At 53.2% G+C, this 16,859-nt stretch carries 16 protein-coding genes, 1 other RNA gene and 2 pseudogenes; 5 read left to right on the forward strand and 14 right to left on the reverse strand.

The genetic code is table 11. The features are described from left to right. Positions 1-3 precede the first annotated feature (3 nt). A complete protein-coding gene (gene lspA, locus FG166_RS06215) occupies positions 4-441 on the reverse strand; it encodes a signal peptidase II (RefSeq protein ID WP_003683312.1) in 438 nt (145 codons plus the stop codon). Then, positions 441-875 carry an EbsA family protein gene (locus FG166_RS06220; protein WP_003683310.1) on the reverse strand — a complete coding sequence of 145 codons (435 nt, stop codon included), beginning with the start codon at positions 873-875 and terminating at the stop codon, positions 441-443. The genes lspA and FG166_RS06220 overlap by 1 nt, the downstream gene beginning before the upstream one ends. A gap of 12 nt (positions 876-887) precedes the next feature. On the opposite strand from FG166_RS06220, the gene FG166_RS06225 reads away from it, so the two are divergent. Then, the gene (locus FG166_RS06225) at positions 888-1,289 is read left to right on the forward strand and encodes a ribonuclease HI family protein (RefSeq protein WP_003683308.1); all 402 of its coding nucleotides are present in this window, start codon (positions 888-890) and stop codon (positions 1,287-1,289) included. A gap of 155 nt (positions 1,290-1,444) precedes the next feature. On the opposite strand, the gene FG166_RS06230 is transcribed toward FG166_RS06225, so the two are convergent. From FG166_RS06230 to FG166_RS06245, 4 genes and pseudogenes are all read right to left on the reverse strand, one after another. After that, positions 1,445-2,047 carry a nitroreductase family protein gene (locus tag FG166_RS06230; protein ID WP_003683306.1) on the reverse strand — a complete coding sequence of 201 codons (603 nt, stop codon included), beginning with the start codon at positions 2,045-2,047 and terminating at the stop codon, positions 1,445-1,447. A 223-nt stretch (positions 2,048-2,270) separates the two neighbouring features. Next, entirely contained in the window at positions 2,271-3,134 is an 864-nt protein-coding gene (locus FG166_RS06235) for a transporter substrate-binding domain-containing protein (protein WP_003683304.1), read from the reverse strand. Between the two features lie 213 nt (positions 3,135-3,347). Next, the gene (locus FG166_RS06240; protein ID WP_012391396.1) at positions 3,348-4,037 is read right to left on the reverse strand and encodes an amino acid ABC transporter permease; all 690 of its coding nucleotides are present in this window, start codon (positions 4,035-4,037) and stop codon (positions 3,348-3,350) included. 86 nt (positions 4,038-4,123) lie between these two features. After that, positions 4,124-4,828, reverse strand: a pseudogene (locus tag FG166_RS06245) (glycosyltransferase family 2 protein); the annotation flags it as partial. Between the two features lie 115 nt (positions 4,829-4,943). Here FG166_RS06245 and FG166_RS06255 point away from each other — a divergent pair. Next, positions 4,944-5,231: a transposase gene (locus FG166_RS06255; RefSeq protein ID WP_003688751.1), complete on the forward strand. Its 288-nt coding sequence runs from the start codon at positions 4,944-4,946 to the stop codon at positions 5,229-5,231. Between the two features lie 78 nt (positions 5,232-5,309). Beyond that, the gene (locus FG166_RS06260; RefSeq protein ID WP_421648116.1) at positions 5,310-6,134 is read left to right on the forward strand and encodes an IS3 family transposase; all 825 of its coding nucleotides are present in this window, start codon (positions 5,310-5,312) and stop codon (positions 6,132-6,134) included. On the opposite strand, the gene FG166_RS06265 is transcribed toward FG166_RS06260, so the two are convergent. Then, the gene (locus FG166_RS06265) at positions 6,120-6,836 is read right to left on the reverse strand and encodes a KxYKxGKxW signal peptide domain-containing protein (RefSeq protein ID WP_048340080.1); all 717 of its coding nucleotides are present in this window, start codon (positions 6,834-6,836) and stop codon (positions 6,120-6,122) included. The genes FG166_RS06260 and FG166_RS06265 overlap by 15 nt on opposite strands. A gap of 796 nt (positions 6,837-7,632) precedes the next feature. Here FG166_RS06265 and FG166_RS06270 point away from each other — a divergent pair. Further along, on the forward strand, positions 7,633-9,111 hold the full coding sequence (locus tag FG166_RS06270; protein ID WP_003683297.1) for an amidase: 1,479 nt from the start codon (positions 7,633-7,635) through the stop codon (positions 9,109-9,111). Positions 9,112-9,262: 151 nt separating this feature from the next. Further along, positions 9,263-10,114: pseudogene (locus tag FG166_RS06275) on the forward strand (YfcC family protein); the annotation flags it as partial. Between the two features lie 210 nt (positions 10,115-10,324). On the opposite strand, the gene FG166_RS06280 reads toward FG166_RS06275, so the two are convergent. The 7 genes from FG166_RS06280 to FG166_RS06310 form a co-directional block, all read right to left on the reverse strand. Continuing rightward, on the reverse strand, positions 10,325-11,458 hold the full coding sequence (locus FG166_RS06280; RefSeq protein ID WP_003683294.1) for a THUMP domain-containing class I SAM-dependent RNA methyltransferase: 1,134 nt from the start codon (positions 11,456-11,458) through the stop codon (positions 10,325-10,327). Between the two features lie 42 nt (positions 11,459-11,500). Next, on the reverse strand, positions 11,501-11,950 hold the full coding sequence (locus FG166_RS06285; protein ID WP_003683293.1) for an NUDIX hydrolase: 450 nt from the start codon (positions 11,948-11,950) through the stop codon (positions 11,501-11,503). 3 nt (positions 11,951-11,953) lie between these two features. After that, a complete protein-coding gene (locus FG166_RS06290; protein WP_021349973.1) occupies positions 11,954-13,135 on the reverse strand; it encodes an ATP-binding protein in 1,182 nt (393 codons plus the stop codon). A gap of 107 nt (positions 13,136-13,242) precedes the next feature. After that, a complete protein-coding gene (locus FG166_RS06295; protein ID WP_003683291.1) occupies positions 13,243-15,177 on the reverse strand; it encodes a GTP-binding protein in 1,935 nt (644 codons plus the stop codon). A 137-nt stretch (positions 15,178-15,314) separates the two neighbouring features. Further along, an RNA gene (gene rnpB / locus FG166_RS06300) (RNase P RNA component class B) lies at positions 15,315-15,688 on the reverse strand. A 22-nt stretch (positions 15,689-15,710) separates the two neighbouring features. Next, positions 15,711-16,070 carry a cell division regulator GpsB gene (gpsB, locus tag FG166_RS06305; protein WP_015639179.1) on the reverse strand — a complete coding sequence of 120 codons (360 nt, stop codon included), beginning with the start codon at positions 16,068-16,070 and terminating at the stop codon, positions 15,711-15,713. Positions 16,071-16,177: 107 nt separating this feature from the next. After that, complete coding sequence (locus tag FG166_RS06310; protein WP_003683288.1) at positions 16,178-16,774, reverse strand: SLOG family protein; 597 nt, start codon at positions 16,772-16,774, stop codon at positions 16,178-16,180. Between the last annotated feature and the right edge of the window lie 85 nt (positions 16,775-16,859).

Below are 16,859 nucleotides of genomic sequence, written 5' to 3' on the forward strand. Positions count from 1 at the left end.
ACGTTAGTCCTCCTTTAAAATGATGATGATTAAAGCGATCACCCCGACGGTCAAGCACGAATCGGCGACGTTAAAGACCGGAAAGTTGATCGGTAGTAGTTCAAACATGTCAACCACGTAATGCTGGTGGACCCGATCGATGAAGTTCCCCAGCGCCCCGGCCATGATCAAGGACAGGGCGATCATTTTCCACCGGTTGGTGCGCCATTGCCTCATCAGGTAAGCCAGCACCACTACGGCCGCTAAGGTAATCAGGTAAAAGAACCACTGCTGCCCCTCTAAAATGCTCCAGGCCGCCCCGTCGTTGTGCAGGTTGGTTAAATTCATTAGGCCGGGAATAAAGCCGTGGCTGGTCCCCAGGGCGATGTTAGCGCTGACCCAGTACTTAACGAACTGGTCCAGACCAACTAAGGCAACGATGAACAAAAGATAGTAAGCCACTAAGCTTCCTCGCTTTCCATTTGCCCCTGGGCGGTTGCATCGGTTAAGATGGCCCTAAGCGAAGTGATCGAGCGGTGGCTAAAGGTGAAGGTCATCACCTCGCCGCGAACCGTGATCGACAGGGTGTGGCGGGTAAAGCGGGGCTGGCGAATCTCGTCAAGCGGCACCACCATGTACTCCTTTTGCAGGATCCGGTTGAAGACGATCTCGTCTTTTTTGACCGTCATCGTTCGGCGGAAAACGGCCAGGGCCGCCACCGCGAAAAAGGCCACCAAAAAGGCCGCCGTGATCCACTGAAAGTGGGTAATTTCTAGCCAGATCACCACGCCGATGATTAAAATGATGAAGGTCCATGACCACGAAATCACCGCCGTGGTCGGGTCCTGCTGGTAAAAGTAGCGTTTTTGTTCTTCCAAAGTCTTCTCTTCTTTCATGTGAGGTAGTTTATGATTAAATTATATTCCGACGCCGCCACCAAGGGTAATCCGGGGCCCACTGGGCTGGGCTGGCTAATTGTCGCCGGTGGCAAGCAGCGCCAGCAATCCGCCACCCTGAACCGGGCCGATAACCACCACGGTGAATTTGCCGCCGCCACGGCCGCCTTTGACGACCTGTTAGCCAACTACGGTCACGACCAAGTGGTGATGTTTTACACCGATAGCCGCCTCTTGGCCGACGCAATCGGTAAGGGCTACGCCAAGCATTACCAACCCGAACTGGATCAATTGCTTGAGCGGATCGACGCCCTGCCAACCGTGGTCACCCAGTGGGTGTCCGAGAGTCAAAATCACGGCGCCCATTCCTTGGCCAACCAGGCTTTGCAGCGCTTGTTGAAAACGGAACATTAAGCAGGTCTATTATACCAAATTCACCCGGCCACGGGTGGATTCTCCAGGGATGTCAGTAGATTTTCAAAAGTATTTTAACAATTTGTCAGCGCACCAAAAAAGGCTCCCCTTCCCGTAGCTATTTCCCGGGAAATGGGAGCCTAATTTTGTTGTGATTAGTCGACAACCTTAAAGCGGTCTGCGTCGTCCATGAATTCCTTTTCGCCAGCTGGGGCTTCGATCGAGCCGAACGGCATTTCGGCCCGCAGACGCCAGGAAGCTGGGACGCCAAAGGCTTCGCGAATGGCGTCGTCGATCAGCGGGTTGTAGTGTTGGAGGCTAGCGCCAAGGCCGTTTTCGGCCAGGGCCGTCCAGACGGCGAAGTTGGCGTTCCCGATGGCTTGTTCGGACCAGTCGTAGAAGTTGTCAGCGTAGGACGGGAATTGTTCCTCTAAGTTGTGCACGATGTCCATGTCGGTAAAGTACAGCACGGTCCCGTAAGCAGCCTTAAAGGAGTCAATCTTAGCGCTCGTCTTGGCAAAGGCATCGTCATCTTCAACTACCTTCCGCAGGGCGGCACGCACGATTTCCCACACTTGGTCGTGACCATCACCAAAGGCAATCACGGCGCGGGTAGTTTGGGAGTTGAAGGCGGACGGTACGGCCTTCATCGTTTCCTTGATCAAAGTGGCAATTTCGTTGTTGTCTTGGTCCACCTGCTTGCCCAGGGCGTAAATGGAGCGGCGTTGCTTAGCTAAATTCAGTAATTCTTCCTTCATGTGTCAATCTCCTTTTTGCTGTTACATTTTTTGATACATTTACTTTACACTACTAACTAAAGATAAGCAACTATTTTAGCTAACTTTTTGAAAGTTAAAATCATGGCGCCCCGCTTTATTAAGCGTGTTATCACATCAATCTTGTTCTTTCAACGAAAAAAGGGGTTGAGAGAACCGTGCGTTTTCTCCCACCCCTGATGTTATTTGCTGGAGAACGTGGTCGCTATTCTCCCTTATACTTGCTTGAGATCTTGAAGTACTTGAGGTTCTTGACGTTTGGCTTCTTGGTAACGTCGGCGCCGTAGAACTTCTTGGCCAACTTGGTCAGGGTGCCGTCCTTCTTTAACTTGGCTAGCTCCTCGTTAACTTCCTTTTGGAGGGCCTTGTCCTTTTTATTGATGACAATCCCTTCACCCTTACCGTCTTCGTTGGTCACGAAGTACATGTCCGGATCGATTTCCAGCCCGGAGTTCGGGTAGGTGGCTAAGGCTAGCTTTTGCAGGTAGTAGTCGTTCATGATCAAGTCGGTCTTGCCACTTTGGACGCCCTTTAAGTAGACGTCGTTGGAGACGTTGTCGTAATTAACCAACTTCGCCCCTAATTGTTGGGCCAGGCGTTGGTAGTTAGTCCCGGCTTCCCCAGCCGCCTTTTTCCCCTTGATGTCGGCCCAGGAGTGGATCCCGGATTGATCGTCTTTACGGACCAACAGCGAGTTAAAGCTGTGCTTGATCGGCGAAGACATTAGGAACTGGTTTTTGCGTTCCGGGGAGATGGCAAAGTCGTTAACCGCCATTTGGGCCTTGCCGGTCTTGACGGCGGTTAATTGACCATCAACGTTGTATTCCTTAAAGACCACCTTCTTGTGGAGCCCCTTGGCAACGGCGCGGATGACCTCGATGTCGTAACCGGTCAACTTCTTGGTTTTGGGGTCGTGGTAGGAAGTTGGGTACAAGGTTCCCGACGTGGCCACCGTCCAGGTCTTTTGGTCGGCAACCTTTTGATCCTGGCTCTTACCGCAGGCGGTCAGGCCGACCCCGACCAGGGCAACTAAACTCAAACCGATTAATTTCTTTAACTTAGAGTTCATTTTTTAACCTCGTGTAGATTACTTTAAATAATTGCTAATCACAAGATAGCACCGGTAAAGCGGTTTCACAAGGCGGAATTCACAAAATAATCAAAAATAAGAAAAGCCCGGGACGCAAAAGGCGCCAAACCGGGCTTATAACGGGTTAATCGAATTCGTACTTTTTTCAATCAATGACAATCTGGTCAACTGTGTCAGTTTGCACATAATTTACTAGCCAGCTTTTTCCTTCGACCAGGTGGCTAAGTGCCCCTCTAAGAAGCTCTGACCAAAGGAGAGGAGGCAACAAACCAGCCAGTAAATCACGGCGACGACGATGTAAATCGACATGTAATCCTGGGCGGCCCCGGCCACCACCTTAGCCTCCATAAACATTTCCGACACGGTGATCATGGCCGCTAGTGAAGTACCCTTAAAGAGGTCGAGCATCACGTTGCCCAGTGACGGCAGGGCGATCCGGAAGGCCTGGGGCAAGATCACGTTTAAGATGATGTTGTGGTAGGGCAACCCCAGCGAACGGGCAGCCTCAAATTGCCCCTCGTCGACCCCCAAGAAGGCGGACCGGTAGTACTCGGCGATAAAGGCGGCTGGCGCAATCGTGAAGGATAAAATCGCCGCCGGCAGGGCCGCCATGTTGAAGCCAAAGTAGGTGATAAATAAAATCACCAGCATCGGGATCCCCCGCAAAAAGGAAATGTAAAAGCGGGCCGGCCAGGACAAGAAGCGGTGTGAAGAGGTTCGCATTAACATGATCAAAATCCCGAGCACGTTGGCCAAGGCAAAGCAGACCACCAGCAAAAACAACGACATCGGTAGGCCACTCAAAATGGTGGGCAGCGAATCAAAGGCTAGCTTAGCATCAAAAAAGCCGGGAATCGAGATGTTGTTTAGTAAGGTATTCAATTTGGGTCCGTCCCCTCTCGTCAAATACCTTCATGATAGGAGGGGCGCCAGGCTTTTTCAATACTTAATTGTAAGCATTTTCTTTGTTATTGATTCAAGTCCGCCAAACGGAGCACCTCTTGGCATTCGCGGTAGCCTGGAAATTGGGGGCCTTGATCACGGGTTTGTTCAAGTTTTTCTTTAATTGCAGCTAAATAGCGTCCCCAAACATTTTTAGTTGGGATCCCTGCCGTGGTAAAATCTGCAATCTTCATTTTGTAAGCACGAACAAGATCCTGTAGATTTTTATCATCAATAATGTCTCTTGAAACACTTCCACTTCGGAGACGGTAAGAATAGTGAGGATCGTTTACAAAAGCTACTTTGTGAGATCGTAAAATCATCCGGTGGGTTGCCGCTTCATCCTCATACATCATCCCTTCAGGAAAAGTAAAGCCCTCTAGGCACTCTTTTTTGAACAACTTCCCCCAGATCATCATAAAGACAGATCCATTCAGGTGCCAGCCACTCTCTAAACTAACCGCTTTTCGAGGATCTAAGACCATCGTTTCAACGTCATCTGCCGTTATATAATTTACAAACTTAACTCCTCTTTCCGTGGGCTCAAATAATCTGTAATTAACCATCGACATATCAGCTTCATTTTCAACCATCGCATCATAAAGGACTTGAAGGTAGTCAGCATCTAAACAATCGTCGCTGTCAACAAAGGTAAGATATTCTCCCTTAGCGTTTAAGATCCCCGTGTTTCTTGCTGCGGCCGCCCCACCATTTCTCTGAACAATTAGGCGAACCCGGGAATCTTATTTGGCAAACTCCTCACACTGGGCCTAGAATAAAAAGTGTACAAGTTAAATAGAGACTCTGATTTAGTATAATTAAGGAAGTAAATTGGAGGATCAAATAATGACGAAGCACAGTTATGACAAGGAATTTAAGGAACAGGCCGTTCAGTATTACTTAGATAACAAGGATCACATGACCATGAATGAAATAAGTAAGAATCTAGGTATTGGGGCTAGTACATTACATAAATGGATTAAGCTGTTTACTGAGACTGGGGAGTTTGGCCGTGGCTCCGGTAATTTTGCCAGCGATAAGGACAAGGAGATTGCACGACTAAAGCGTCAACTTCGTGACGCTGAAGGAGCGATCGAAGTATTAAAAAAATCAATCGGGATTCTGAGCAAGTAACTACCGAAAAGGTATACCAAGAAATTGACGTTCAGCACGCTTTGGAATCCCACCCTTCCATCAATGGTATGTGTGATTATGTTGGAATCTCAAGAAGTGGTTACTATCAACGAGAAAAGCGTCATAATCACCAATCACCGCAAAAGCTTCGGAAGAAGTTTATTCAAGGTGAAATTAAAGCAATTTGGCTCAAAAGCCTTTGTATTTACGGTGCCGGCGAAAATCACCCAAGAACTTCGCTCAAAAGGATATAAGATCGCTGAACGAACTGTTGGTAAGTATATGCGTGAACTTGGCATTCACGCCGTTTACCTAACCCCTTGGACGACTACCACTCGCAATTCTAAGTTTGATAAACAGCTAATAAATATTTTAGACGAGCAGTTCAATCCATTGCGACCAAACGCCGTTTGGTGCATTGACACCACTTATATTCCAGTTCATGACGGATTCGTTTATTTAACCAGTATTATGGACTTGTACTCCCGACGGATCATTGGTTGGGACTTATCTGAAACCTTGGAGGTATCGAATGTCATCCCACTTATTGAAAAGACTAAGCACAGTCGCCATATTAGCAAGCCATTAATCATGCACAGTGATCGTGGTAGTCAGTTTACGTCTGAAGCTTACAATCAAGTTACAGCTAACATGACATTAAGCTATTCAAAGAAAGCTTATCCTTGGGATAATGACTGCATTGAGTCGTTTCATGCCTTGATTAAGCGTGAATGGATAAATCGGTTTAAAATCCATTCATACTCCGAAGCTAAACGACTGGTTTTTCAGTACATTGAAACGTTTTACAACACAGTTAGAATTCACAGTCACTGTGGATTCAAATCACCAAAGCAACTTGAAGATGAGTATCAAACTCAAATTCAAAATTTAGTCGTGGCATAGGACAAAAAAGTCTCTATTTAAATTGTCTGTTTTATTGACAGGGAACCAACTAGTCGCCACAAAAGGCACTGCCCCATAACGTGAAAACAGCGTCTTAAATTTGGCTAGTTGGTTAGCGCTGATAACGTTAGTTGCTGCGGCGTTAGTTGCTGTCAATTGGGTTGCACTGTCACTAGCGCTTTGCTGACTTTCGCTCAGTGATAATGAGCTTACCAAAGAAGCGGTGCTAGTCGAGGTGCTGGCACTTACGGAAGTGGCGGCACTAGCAACGCTGGTTGATGATAATTGACTGGCGGAAGTTGAGTTAGTGCTCGTTGAAGCTGAATCAGACCCGCTGTTGCTCGTGGACGTCGTCGTGCTCGTGCTTGCTGAAGTCAGCGTTGCTTCGTTGGTGGTAGCCAAGGCGTCCGTCGTGGTTGTATCAACGGACTTGGTATCGGCCATCGCGTTTTGGTTACCCAGAACTGAGACCCCACCTAGCACTGCCCCGGTAATTAAGGTGGCATCAATCAGGGCACGCCCCTTCTTTTGGTGCTCCTCGTCTTTTTCTACCAGGTTGGCTTCAACGTCCTTGGCAGAGAAGCTGATCAGTCCAATCTTGGACATTAAAGACTGAACCCACTTCTTACCTGACTTATAAAGCTTGACGTGGGTTGTCCGGTCGTTTTCTTCGTAGCCCTTACCAAACTTGTTCCTTCTCATAGGCCTTAACTCCTCCTAAAAATAGTTTCTTAGATCCCTGAAAAGCTCCCCCAGTAACCCATAAACGTGTGGTTGCAGTTGCGTGCTCCACTTGTTAGATGCCTTCATGCAATCCTCTAAATGAATTACACGGGAGACGGCCTGTGAGCACAGCAAGCCTTACAGTTATCTATTAAAAATTATTTTATAGTTGAACAGCCATTCTTTCAAGTTTCGGTTATCTATCGATATACTACATATAAAAGGCGATAAAAGCCCTATTTATCAACGCTTCAAGTGTGCAACAGTTGTTATATTTTCGTTAACATTCCGAAAAAAGTTCGTTGATAAGCCTATGTATACAACACGCAAACCAATCACTTTAAGTTATCGATGATTTAGCAACTTATTAACTTAACGCTCACTCCTTAAGCGATTTTTCTAATCCCCTAATTTCATCTATACCAATTATATAAACTTAGCCTGGCATTTGTTTATTTAACATTAACGCTAGTTAGACCAATCTAAAATCAAGCTTCTTTTTCTTTTGCTCCCCTGGCCACTCGTCACCTCCCCCTTTCCCGCAATTCACAATTGGTCAACTTACCATTTTTATAAATTGACCACCGAGATTTATATTCTTAATACGCGTCAAGTGCCGTTGTAACGGCATTTTCGCACCTCCTTTCTTTATCTTTTCACGCCTAATTCACATTGTCGCTTTAAAAGGTATCGGTCACCTTAACAATCTTTTGTTTTTCTTCCGTTTTGATTTCCCACCGGTTCTTTCCTATACTTATGGAAAAATGATTGGGAGATGATTGTTGTGACAACTGATTTGTTATCGCTGAGCGGGACTGAGATGGCCCAGGCCGTTCGGGAAGGCAAGGTTAGCGCTACGGAGCTGGTCTCTGCTAGCTTGGCAAAGATTAAGGAAGAAAACCCGGCGCTCAACGCCGTGATTTCGTTGCGGGAAAAAGCAGCTCTAAATGAAGCGGATCAACTTATCGATCGGGGCCAACCCTTCTTAGGGGTGCCCTTCTTGTTAAAGGGGCTTGGCCAAACCTTTCGGGGCCTGCCCGCCACCAACGGGAACCGCTTGTTTCAAGGTCAGGTGGCGCAATCGAGTAGCAACTTTGCCCGGGCACTGACCAACGCCGGCTTCATCGTCCTCGGTCAAACCAACTACCCGGAGTTTGGCTTTAAAAACATCACCGATTCTAAAATGTACGGTGACGCCCACAACCCCTGGAACCTGGCTTACTACCCCGGCGGCTCCTCCGGGGGGGCCGGGGCGGCCGTCGCCAGCAAGATGGTCCCGATCGCCGGGGCCAGTGACGGCGGTGGTTCCATCCGGATCCCGGCCTCTTGGACCAGCACGATTGGCCTCAAGCCGACCCGGGGCCGGGTAATCACCGGGCCGAGTGACTGGCGCTCCTGGCAGGGGGCGGCCGGCAGCTTCGCGATCACCAAAGACGTTGAGGACACCGCCCGCCTGCTCGACGTTTTACAGGCCCTCCAACCCGCCGCCGTCTTCCAGGTGCCCCTGCAAAAGCCGTCCTTTGCCGACCTACTCAAGCAAACGGTCAAGCCGGTGCGGGTGGGCTTTACCACCGAATCGCCGGTCGGCACCCCGGTGGACCCGGAAGCCGTGGCCGCCGTTCACCAAGCGGCCACCTTCTTAGAACAGAACGGCTTTGAAGTTGAGGAAATTGAGGTGCCCACGGACGGGCGGGCCCTAATCGATTCCTACTATTTAATGAACGAAGGCGAAACGGCGGCCATGTTTGACCAGGTCGAAGCTAGCCTGGGCCGGGCCGTCACCGTTGACGACATGGAACCGCTGACCTGGGCGCTGTACCGCACCGGTCGTCACATCTCGGCGGCGACTTACAGCAACGCCCTGGCCGCCTGGGACCAGGCTGGCTATCAGATGGCCACCCTGCACGAAGCCTACCCGCTGGTGTTGACACCGACGACGGCCATGACGGCGCCGCGCATTGATCAAACGATGGTCTCTGAAGCCCAGCTTGACCAGATGAGAGACATCGACGCCCTCACCCCCGCCGCCCAGCAACGGTTCATCTTCGACCAGTGGTTACCGTCGTTAACCCGCTCCCCGTTCACCCAGCAGGCCAACTTGACCGGCGAGCCGGCGATTAGCTTGCCCACCCACCTCACCAAAGCTGGATTGCCGCTCGGCATCCAGTTGGTCGCCGGCAAGGGGCAAGAGGGGCTCTTATTACAGGTCACCAAGCTCTTTGAAACGCAGGGGCGACTGCTGTTGAAAGACTAACCATCCATATAATTTTCCTCATCAATTTCCCATCGACTCTCAGCGCCCCCTCATTCTTCGGTAAGGGGGCTTTTGGGGCGCCTGGTTCCCCTCCTTGGTTTGTGTATAATTAGACATGTAAGCATATTCATGAATAAAGGAGGTGGCGATAATGCAAGCACAACCGGAGAAGAAGCGACACCGTTTTAAGATGCCGTCCGCCTTCACAATCTTGTTTATTATCATCATTATCATTGCCGTTTTAAGCTGGTTCATTCCGGCCGGGAAGTATTCGACCGATTCCAGCGGGAACTTGATCGCTAACACCTACCACACCGTCAAGTCCAACCCCCAGGGACTCTGGGACGTCGTGATGTCGCCGGTGTACGGTATGGTCGGTGACAAGAACACCGACGGGGCGATCTCGGTTTCGCTCTTCATCCTGGTTATCGGGGGCTTTTTGGGCGTCGTCAACAAGGCCAAGGCGCTGGACGCCGGGATCTCGTCAATCGTCAACCGCTACAAGGGGCGCGAAAAGGTCCTGATCCCGATTTTGATGACCCTCTTCGCCCTCGGTGGTTCCACCTACGGGATGGCCGAAGAAACGGTCGCCTTTTACCCGCTCTTGATCCCGGTGATGATGGCCTGTGGCTTTGACTCAATCGTCGCCGTCGCCCTGGCCCTGGTTGGCACCTCGGTCGGTAACATGGCCTCGACGGTTAACCCCTTTGCCACCGGGGTGGCTTCCCAAACGCTGGGGATCTCACCGGGGGACGGCCTGGTCTCGCGGATCATCTTCTTCGTAATCGTCGACGTGATCGCGATTGCCTTTGTCATGCGCTACGCCACTAAGATTCAAAAGGACCCGACCAAGTCCTACGTCTACGCCCAACGCGAGGAAGACTGGAAGTCCTTTAACATCGACGAACGAACCAACGACGTCGAACCCATGACTGGGCGCCAAAAGGCAGTTATTTGGCTCTTCATGGCCGCCTTCGTGATCATGATCATCGGCCTGGTGCCGTGTTAAAACCCGGTAACTCGCAAAACTGGTTGCGAATTACCGGGTTTTATTGGTTTATAAAGATCTCTTTTTGACGATTACACAGATAACGTGCTCCCAACCACAGGCCTAGTGCCTAAGTCTGGTCGCAGAACACCGCTGGCGCGCTAACCTGCGCCCTATCCTTAGTCATACGGCCTGCCGAGGAGGTTGGGTCGCACTCACTTCTCTCTACCTAATCTTCTTACCCCAGTACTGGAACAGGTCGGTCCGCAAGGCCCCGTTATAGAGCTTGCGTTTCTTCGTGGCCGGCGCCCCGTAGAACTTTTCAAACTCCAGGTCGGCGGTCAAGATGTACTTAGACCAGGTGGTCAGCGGCCGGTAGAGTTCCCCCATCTGACGGTAAAGCTCGCGTACCGACTCCTGGTCAGACAAGCGCTCCCCGTACGGCGGGTTGGCAACGATGACCCCGTTAATTTGGTCGGTGTGCCAGTCCTTAACGGCTAGTTGCTTGAAGGTGATTTCCTGGCTCAAACCGGCCGCCCGGGCGTTTTCCTTGGCGATGTCGATCATGTTTTGGTCGATGTCGTAGCCGTGGATGTCCAATTCGACGTCGTAATCGGCGGCGTCTTCGGCGGCATCGCGCACCGCATCCGATAAGCCCTCCGGCACCAAGTTAACCCAGCTCTCGCAAGCAAAGTCGCGGTTGAGCCCCGGGGCAATGTTGTGGGCTAACAGGGCCGCTTCAATCGGGATCGTCCCCGACCCGCAAACCGGGTCCACGAAGGGGTTGTCCGGGAACCAGTGGGCCAACATGACCAGGGCGGCGGCCATGTTTTCCTTAAGTGGGGCGCCCCCCTTGGCCTTGCGGTAGCCCCGCTTGAACAGGGAGCTGCCGGTCGTGTCCAGGAGGATCATCACGTGGTCCTTATTGATGACCACTTCTAAGGGGTAGCGGCTCCCGGTTTCGGCCAACCGGGTCCGCCGGTGGTAAACCTGGGAGAGCTTTTCGACAATCGCCTTTTTGACGATCGCCTGGGCGGACGGGACGTTGTGGAGCTTAGAGTTGCGGCTCCGCCCCTCGACCGGGAAGTTGGCGTCTAGGGGCAACAGGTCCTCCCAGGCCAGGGCCTTGGTGCCTTCAAACAGGTCGTCAAAGGTGTAGGCGTCAAACTCGCCGACCACGATTTTGATCCGGTCGGCGCAGCGCAGCCACAGGTTGGTCTTGATGACGTCTTCGATCGTTCCCTCAAAGCGCACCCGGCCGTTTTCGACTTGTCCCTGGTAACCCAGGTCCCGCAGTTCCCTGCCGACCAGGGCCTCGATGCCGGCCGCGGCGGTCGCCAGCAGTTGATATTTTTGCACGTTAATTACCTCGTTTTTCAGTCTGCCTTTTATCTTACCACACTATTGGGCCAGGGTCGCTACCACCAGTTGCCACATTTTGGCGTGCTGTTGGTTAAAAAAGTGGGGCGCCTCGGTGGGGGCGAAGAACTTAGTGGTTAAAGTTTCGCTTGGTTTGGGCGTTTGTTGACGGTCGTGCACCCTTTCAACTAGGTAAAAAGCGTTGACCGGTTGGACCGCATCCCCGTTCGGGTAGGTGTAAAAGTCGTCGTCTTGGATTGCCAGCAACTTGACCGGAGTCACGGCGATGCCAGCGTCCTCTAAAAACTCCCGCACGACGGTTTGCTTGAAGGTATCGCCGTACTCCATGTAGCCGCCGGGAAAGCCCCAGTCGCCCGTATCGGCCCGCTCCTGCAAGAGGATCCGGCCGTCTTCGACCAGGGCGCCCGAAGCGCTAGTCATGATCAGGGGGGTGTGGCCCACCTTTTGGCGTAGGTCGTGAATGTATGCCATTGTCTACTCCTTTCCCCACCAGTCCGGTAGGTTAACTTGTCCTTCGGCAACTTCCTGGCCGTCTTGGTAAACCAGGACCTGTCCGGTGGCCAGCTGCTCTTGGCTGCTTCCTAGGCCCAGGGCGGTTTGCTCTTCCGGAGTCGTCAGGCGGTGGACCAAGACGTTGGGGAACTGGGAGCGCAACTCGGCCGGTAAGTCGAGCGGTGACTGGGTGGTCATGATCATGGATAACCCCAGTTTGCGCCCCTCGCGCAGGACCTGGAAGATCCCGTTACGGGCTAGGGCCGCCCCGTTGCTTGGCAAGTAGCGGTGAGCCTCGTCAATCACCAGCTTGACCGCAAACTGCCCCGGCTTAGCCAACCGGAAGGCCAACAGCCGCTCCAAGAGGACCGAGATTACCGTCGTTTGCCCCTGGCCGTACCGCTTGAGGGCCGCCAGGTCGAGCACCAGGGTCTTGTGGTTGCTACGCTGGGTCATGAACATTTTCAAGACGAAGTTGAGCTCGGTTTGAACGGCGCCGGGGGTGGGAACCGTGCCAAAGAGGGTTCGCATCGCCGGGGCGTTAAGGCGCTCACGCAGGGCCAACAGCTGGTCCCAGTGGGCGTTCAGCGCCGCCCGGTCGTACTCCTGGCCGAGGAGCCGGTAGTCGGCCCGCTCGTCTGGGTAGGGGTGCACCGTTTCTTCAACCACCTGATCGACCAGGCAACCGAGGTCGTAATCGCTGGTCCACTCCCCCAACCTAGCCACCTGGTCTTCAAACTCACTCGCCAGGCGCCCCCGCTTTTGGTAGACGCCGGGGGTGGCGAGCAGGTTCTTTTGGATCCGTAGCGCGGTGATTGCGGCTTCGAGCTTGGTCACCAACCACGGGTCCGCCGGCAGTTCCAGCACCCGCAATAACTGCGGCGCCGTTAAGGCCCCGGCCTCCAAGTAGGCGTTAACCCCCAGCCGGTAGGTGATCGTGTTGGGGAGCTTGGCGTACTCGCCGGTCGGGTCCAGGATGATCGCCGTCTGGCTGGTTTGTTGCAACTGCGACAAGAGGGCCAGGGTGGTGGTTGTCTTGCCACTGCCGGTCTGGCCCACCACCAGCAGGTGCCGCTTCGTCAGCTCGGTAGCGGTGACCCGCCCCCCGGTTTGTTCCGTCATTAATTCCGTCATAGTCTTCCCCCGTTCTATCATTTTCCCCATTGTAGCACCCCAGCCGGGCCACGCAAGTAACCTTATTATTAACATTTTAATTAAAATCTAATTGGATTATTATTCCCCGGCCTGAAAATTAAGAGGGCCCACCCCTACTACCGCGGCTGGGCCGTCGTCTGGTAGGGCACGTGCATCGTTTGGGGGACCTGATCCCAGGCGACCGGGTAACCAGCCCCGTGGGCGCAAAAGACCGAGTCCGGCGTGTTAGCCAAGTCGCCCACCGGATCGTAATTGGCAGCCTCGATCAGTGGGGTTGGGTCCGCTACCGGTCGGCTACCTGCCGGGGTCAGGGTTAATTGCCCCTGGCCGTGGGTGTAGGCCCGCACCGTCGCCGCGTAATCGCGCAACTTAGTGACCGGGCCACTCCCCTCCAAGCGCACCAAGTCGCCAGGCCCGGCTTGGGGTTGGCTAACTTCACCGCCAAAGCGTTGCAGGTCCGTCAAAGCGTGGCCGACTGCCTCGGTGGGGACCAGTAACTGAAAGTTATACCAGGGTTCTAGCAGTTGGTTGCCCGCCCGGCCAGCTTCCATTAGCCCCTGGCGCAGGGCCCGCCAAGCCGCCTGGCGGAAGTCGCCGCCGACGGTGTGAACGATGCTGCCCTTACCACCGACCAAGGTAACCTTGACGTCGGTTAGCGGGGCGCCGACTAGGATCCCCCGGTGGGCCCTTTGCTTGAGGGCGGTCAAAATCTGGCCCTGCCAGGCGTTTGATAAGACGTCGACGTGGCACTGGCTGGCGAAGGTCAAGCCACTCCCACGGGCTCCCGGTTCAAGCAAGAGGTGAACCTCGGCGTAATGGCGCAGGGGTTCGAAGTGGCCGACCCCTTCTATCGGGGTGGTCAGGGTTTCTTGGTAGCGGATCCGCCCCTCGTCAAAGCCCACCGTTAGGCCAAATTCCTCTTCTAAGCGCTGGGTCAGGATTTCTAGTTGGACCTCCCCCATCACCTGGACGTAAAGGCGCTGGGTCGCCGGGTCGTCCACGACGCCCAACAGTGGTTCCTCGTCTTCCAATTGACGGAGGGCGGCTAAATATTGGTCAAAGGGCGCTCCCCGTTGATCCAACCCGTAGGTCAAGACAGGCCGAAAGCGGGGCTGGGCCTGCTCTTCAACCGCCCCGATTCCCTGGCCCAGCACGGTGCTAGTGGGCCCCGCCACCGTACAAACCTGCCCTGGGCCGACCTCCTGCACCACGGTGGCCTTAGCGCCATTGTAGACCCGGAGCTGATCGGCCTTTTGCCCCGGCAGCAACTCCGCTTTGGCCCGCAAGTTGCCGCCGGTCACCCGCAGCCAGGTGAGCCGGTTGCCCCGCTCGTCGTGGGAAACCTTAAAAACCCGGGCGCCAAAATCGGGCGTCGGGGTGGGCGTTTGAGTCCACTCCGTTAACCCCTTAATCAGGTCCGCCACTCCCTCGTCCTTGAGGGCGGCGCCAAAGTAAACCGGGAAGGCGCGCCGGTTTTTGATCAAGCTCCGGAGCTGGGCGGGAGTGATTTCACCGTTCGTCAGATAATCGTCCATCACCCCTTCATCCAGGAGGGCGAGCTCCTCGAACTGGGCAGCGGGGTCTTTAAAGGGCAGGCAACCGGGGTCTAACTCGTCTTGCAACTGCGCTAAGACCGCCGCCTGGTCCACCCCGGGGGCGTCCATCTTATTGACGAAAACGAAGGTCGGCACCTGGTACTTGTCCAGGAGGTCCCACAGGATCCGGGTCGTCGCTTGCACCCCGGCGGGAGCGGACACCACCAGGATGGCGTAATCGAGCACCGCTAAAACCCGCTCGGTGGCCGCCAAGAAATCGATGTGCCCGGGCGTATCTAGGAGGGTGAGTTTTAAGTCACCAAAGCTGAGCTCGGCCTGGTGGGGGAAGATCGTGATCCCCCGCTGTTGTTCTAATTGATCGGGGTCCAAAAAGGCCGACCCCTTATCGACCCGGCCCAGTTGACGGGTGACCCCGGCGTGGTACAAGAGGGCTTCGGATAGGGTCGTCTTCCCGGCGTCAACGTGGGCGACCAGCCCGGCGACGATTTGTGACATGATGCTACCGCCTTTCTATAGTAAGTGAGTACGACCCAACCGTTAAGCAGGCCGTGGGCTAAGCTAGGGTGAAGGTTAGCGCCTCTTTTCTATGTACAAAAAAACCCGGGATTTATCCCGGGTGCCTGGATGCAGACTTCTGTAGGCCATGTTTTGTCAAAGTCCGGTCCTCAGGCAAGACCGAACCGTGGTAATCATCTATCTCAGCGCAAGATGCGCTCCCCTGGAATCGCTTCAATTCGCTATCCAAAGCTCCCCTACCGTAGTTTGGGTTTACCGCTTGAGGGGTTTACCGCGTTCCACCGTTAAGGTTTCCCTTAACGCTTCGTCACTGTGGCACTTTTCAGGAATACTGAGGCATAGTAAAACCGTAGCCCGTTTTTCCGCCGTCACCGGGCAAGCCGGTGCCCCGCCTTATTTTTTCAGCGAGCACAAACACTACGGGCATCGCAGCCCGTGCGAGCATGGACCTTCCTAACACGACCGTTGCCGTGCTCAATTACCCAAAGCCTGCATCGAAAACCTGTGGTCAATTATAGCAAGTGAGAATCGTTTTCGTCGTTACCCAGTTGAGAACCAAAGACGCGCCGTTCCAGGTTGGACAGCCGCTTTAAGATATCCATGTTGGTAGCTGACGAAACCGGTTGGCTCGCCGCCGACCGGGAACTAATGGAAGAACCGACTTCGACTTGGCGGTTTAATTCGTCCACCTTGGCCTTCAAACGATCATTTTCGTCTTGCAGCCGGGTTACTTCCTTGTTGAAGGCATCGTAATCCTTAATAACATCGTCTAAGAAGGAATCTACGTCATCGACATCGTACCCCTTCCCGATACTCTTCTCCTTAAACTGCTTGTGCAGAATGTCTTGGGGAGTGAATTTAATGTTATCCAATCTCAACACCTCATCTCACTAAGTTATGACTGGTCAATACTTTATTATTCTACCAAAATCTGTCTAAAACTCAAGGGTAACTTTTCATCTTGACCATTTCTTAATGATCAGTCCGTCATTTCCCCCTCGTTTTGCTCGGCCGCCCACTCGTTGGCCGCCTCCTCCAAGGCTGGCATATCAATTAAGTCGACTTGGTAGTCGGGAAAGTCCTCTTGGTAGCGCTTGGCCGCGCGGTATAACCAGTAGGGCTTGCTCTTTTGGTCCGGGTTGTTTTCCTGGTCGGGATCGTAAACCAAGAGGAGCCGGTCGGAGTGCTCAAACATGAAGCGCTGGTACATCCGTAGCTGCTCGGGTGACTGGTAGGGTTGGGGGGAGACCTCGGCACTAAAGTCGACGTTCGCCTTTAAGCTGGCTAACTGGGCCTGGTTGGCCTCGTTCCACCGGTTGGCAAAGTCGGCGAAGGGCAACATCATGGCGACCTTTAAACGGGGGTAATCTTCCTTTAAGGACAGCCCCGCTTCGGCCGACCACTGTTCCACCCCCAGCTGGGGGCCGGTAATTAGCCAGCTTTCTTCCTCGTTTTGGTTCAGCCACTGGGTCAAAAACTCTTTTAACACCCGTTCAATGACCGTTTTCTTGGGGTCTTTGGGGTCAAAGACGGCTAATTCAAAGGCCCGGTAACCACTCACCCAAATTCGTTGCATAAAAAAACTCCCCCATCTTTAAGTTGACAAAGATTGCTAGACCGCTTTCTCTGGTATAATGTAACACGTGTAGTTAAGGAGGTAA

It is taken from the genome of Limosilactobacillus fermentum (assembly GCF_013394085.1).
Lineage (GTDB): Bacteria > Bacillota > Bacilli > Lactobacillales > Lactobacillaceae > Limosilactobacillus > Limosilactobacillus fermentum.

Bases quoted from the DNA above. Each gene is read 5' to 3' on its own strand.
- FG166_RS06220 (WP_003683310.1), bottom strand. From the start codon at position 875: ATGAAAGAAGAGAAGACTTTGGAAGAACAAAAACGCTACTTTTACCAG.
- FG166_RS06225 (WP_003683308.1), top strand. From the start codon at position 888: ATGATTAAATTATATTCCGACGCCGCCACCAAGGGTAATCCGGGGCCC.
- FG166_RS06230 (WP_003683306.1), bottom strand. From the start codon at position 2,047: ATGAAGGAAGAATTACTGAATTTAGCTAAGCAACGCCGCTCCATTTAC.
- FG166_RS06235 (WP_003683304.1), bottom strand. From the start codon at position 3,134: ATGAACTCTAAGTTAAAGAAATTAATCGGTTTGAGTTTAGTTGCCCTG.
- FG166_RS06255 (WP_003688751.1), top strand. From the start codon at position 4,944: ATGACGAAGCACAGTTATGACAAGGAATTTAAGGAACAGGCCGTTCAG.
- FG166_RS06260 (WP_421648116.1), top strand. From the start codon at position 5,310: ATGTTGGAATCTCAAGAAGTGGTTACTATCAACGAGAAAAGCGTCATA.
- FG166_RS06265 (WP_048340080.1), bottom strand. From the start codon at position 6,836: ATGAGAAGGAACAAGTTTGGTAAGGGCTACGAAGAAAACGACCGGACA.
- FG166_RS06270 (WP_003683297.1), top strand. From the start codon at position 7,633: ATGATTGTTGTGACAACTGATTTGTTATCGCTGAGCGGGACTGAGATG.
- FG166_RS06285 (WP_003683293.1), bottom strand. From the start codon at position 11,950: ATGGCATACATTCACGACCTACGCCAAAAGGTGGGCCACACCCCCCTG.
- FG166_RS06290 (WP_021349973.1), bottom strand. From the start codon at position 13,135: ATGGGGAAAATGATAGAACGGGGGAAGACTATGACGGAATTAATGACG.
- FG166_RS06295 (WP_003683291.1), bottom strand. From the start codon at position 15,177: ATGTCACAAATCGTCGCCGGGCTGGTCGCCCACGTTGACGCCGGGAAG.
- FG166_RS06310 (WP_003683288.1), bottom strand. From the start codon at position 16,774: ATGCAACGAATTTGGGTGAGTGGTTACCGGGCCTTTGAATTAGCCGTC.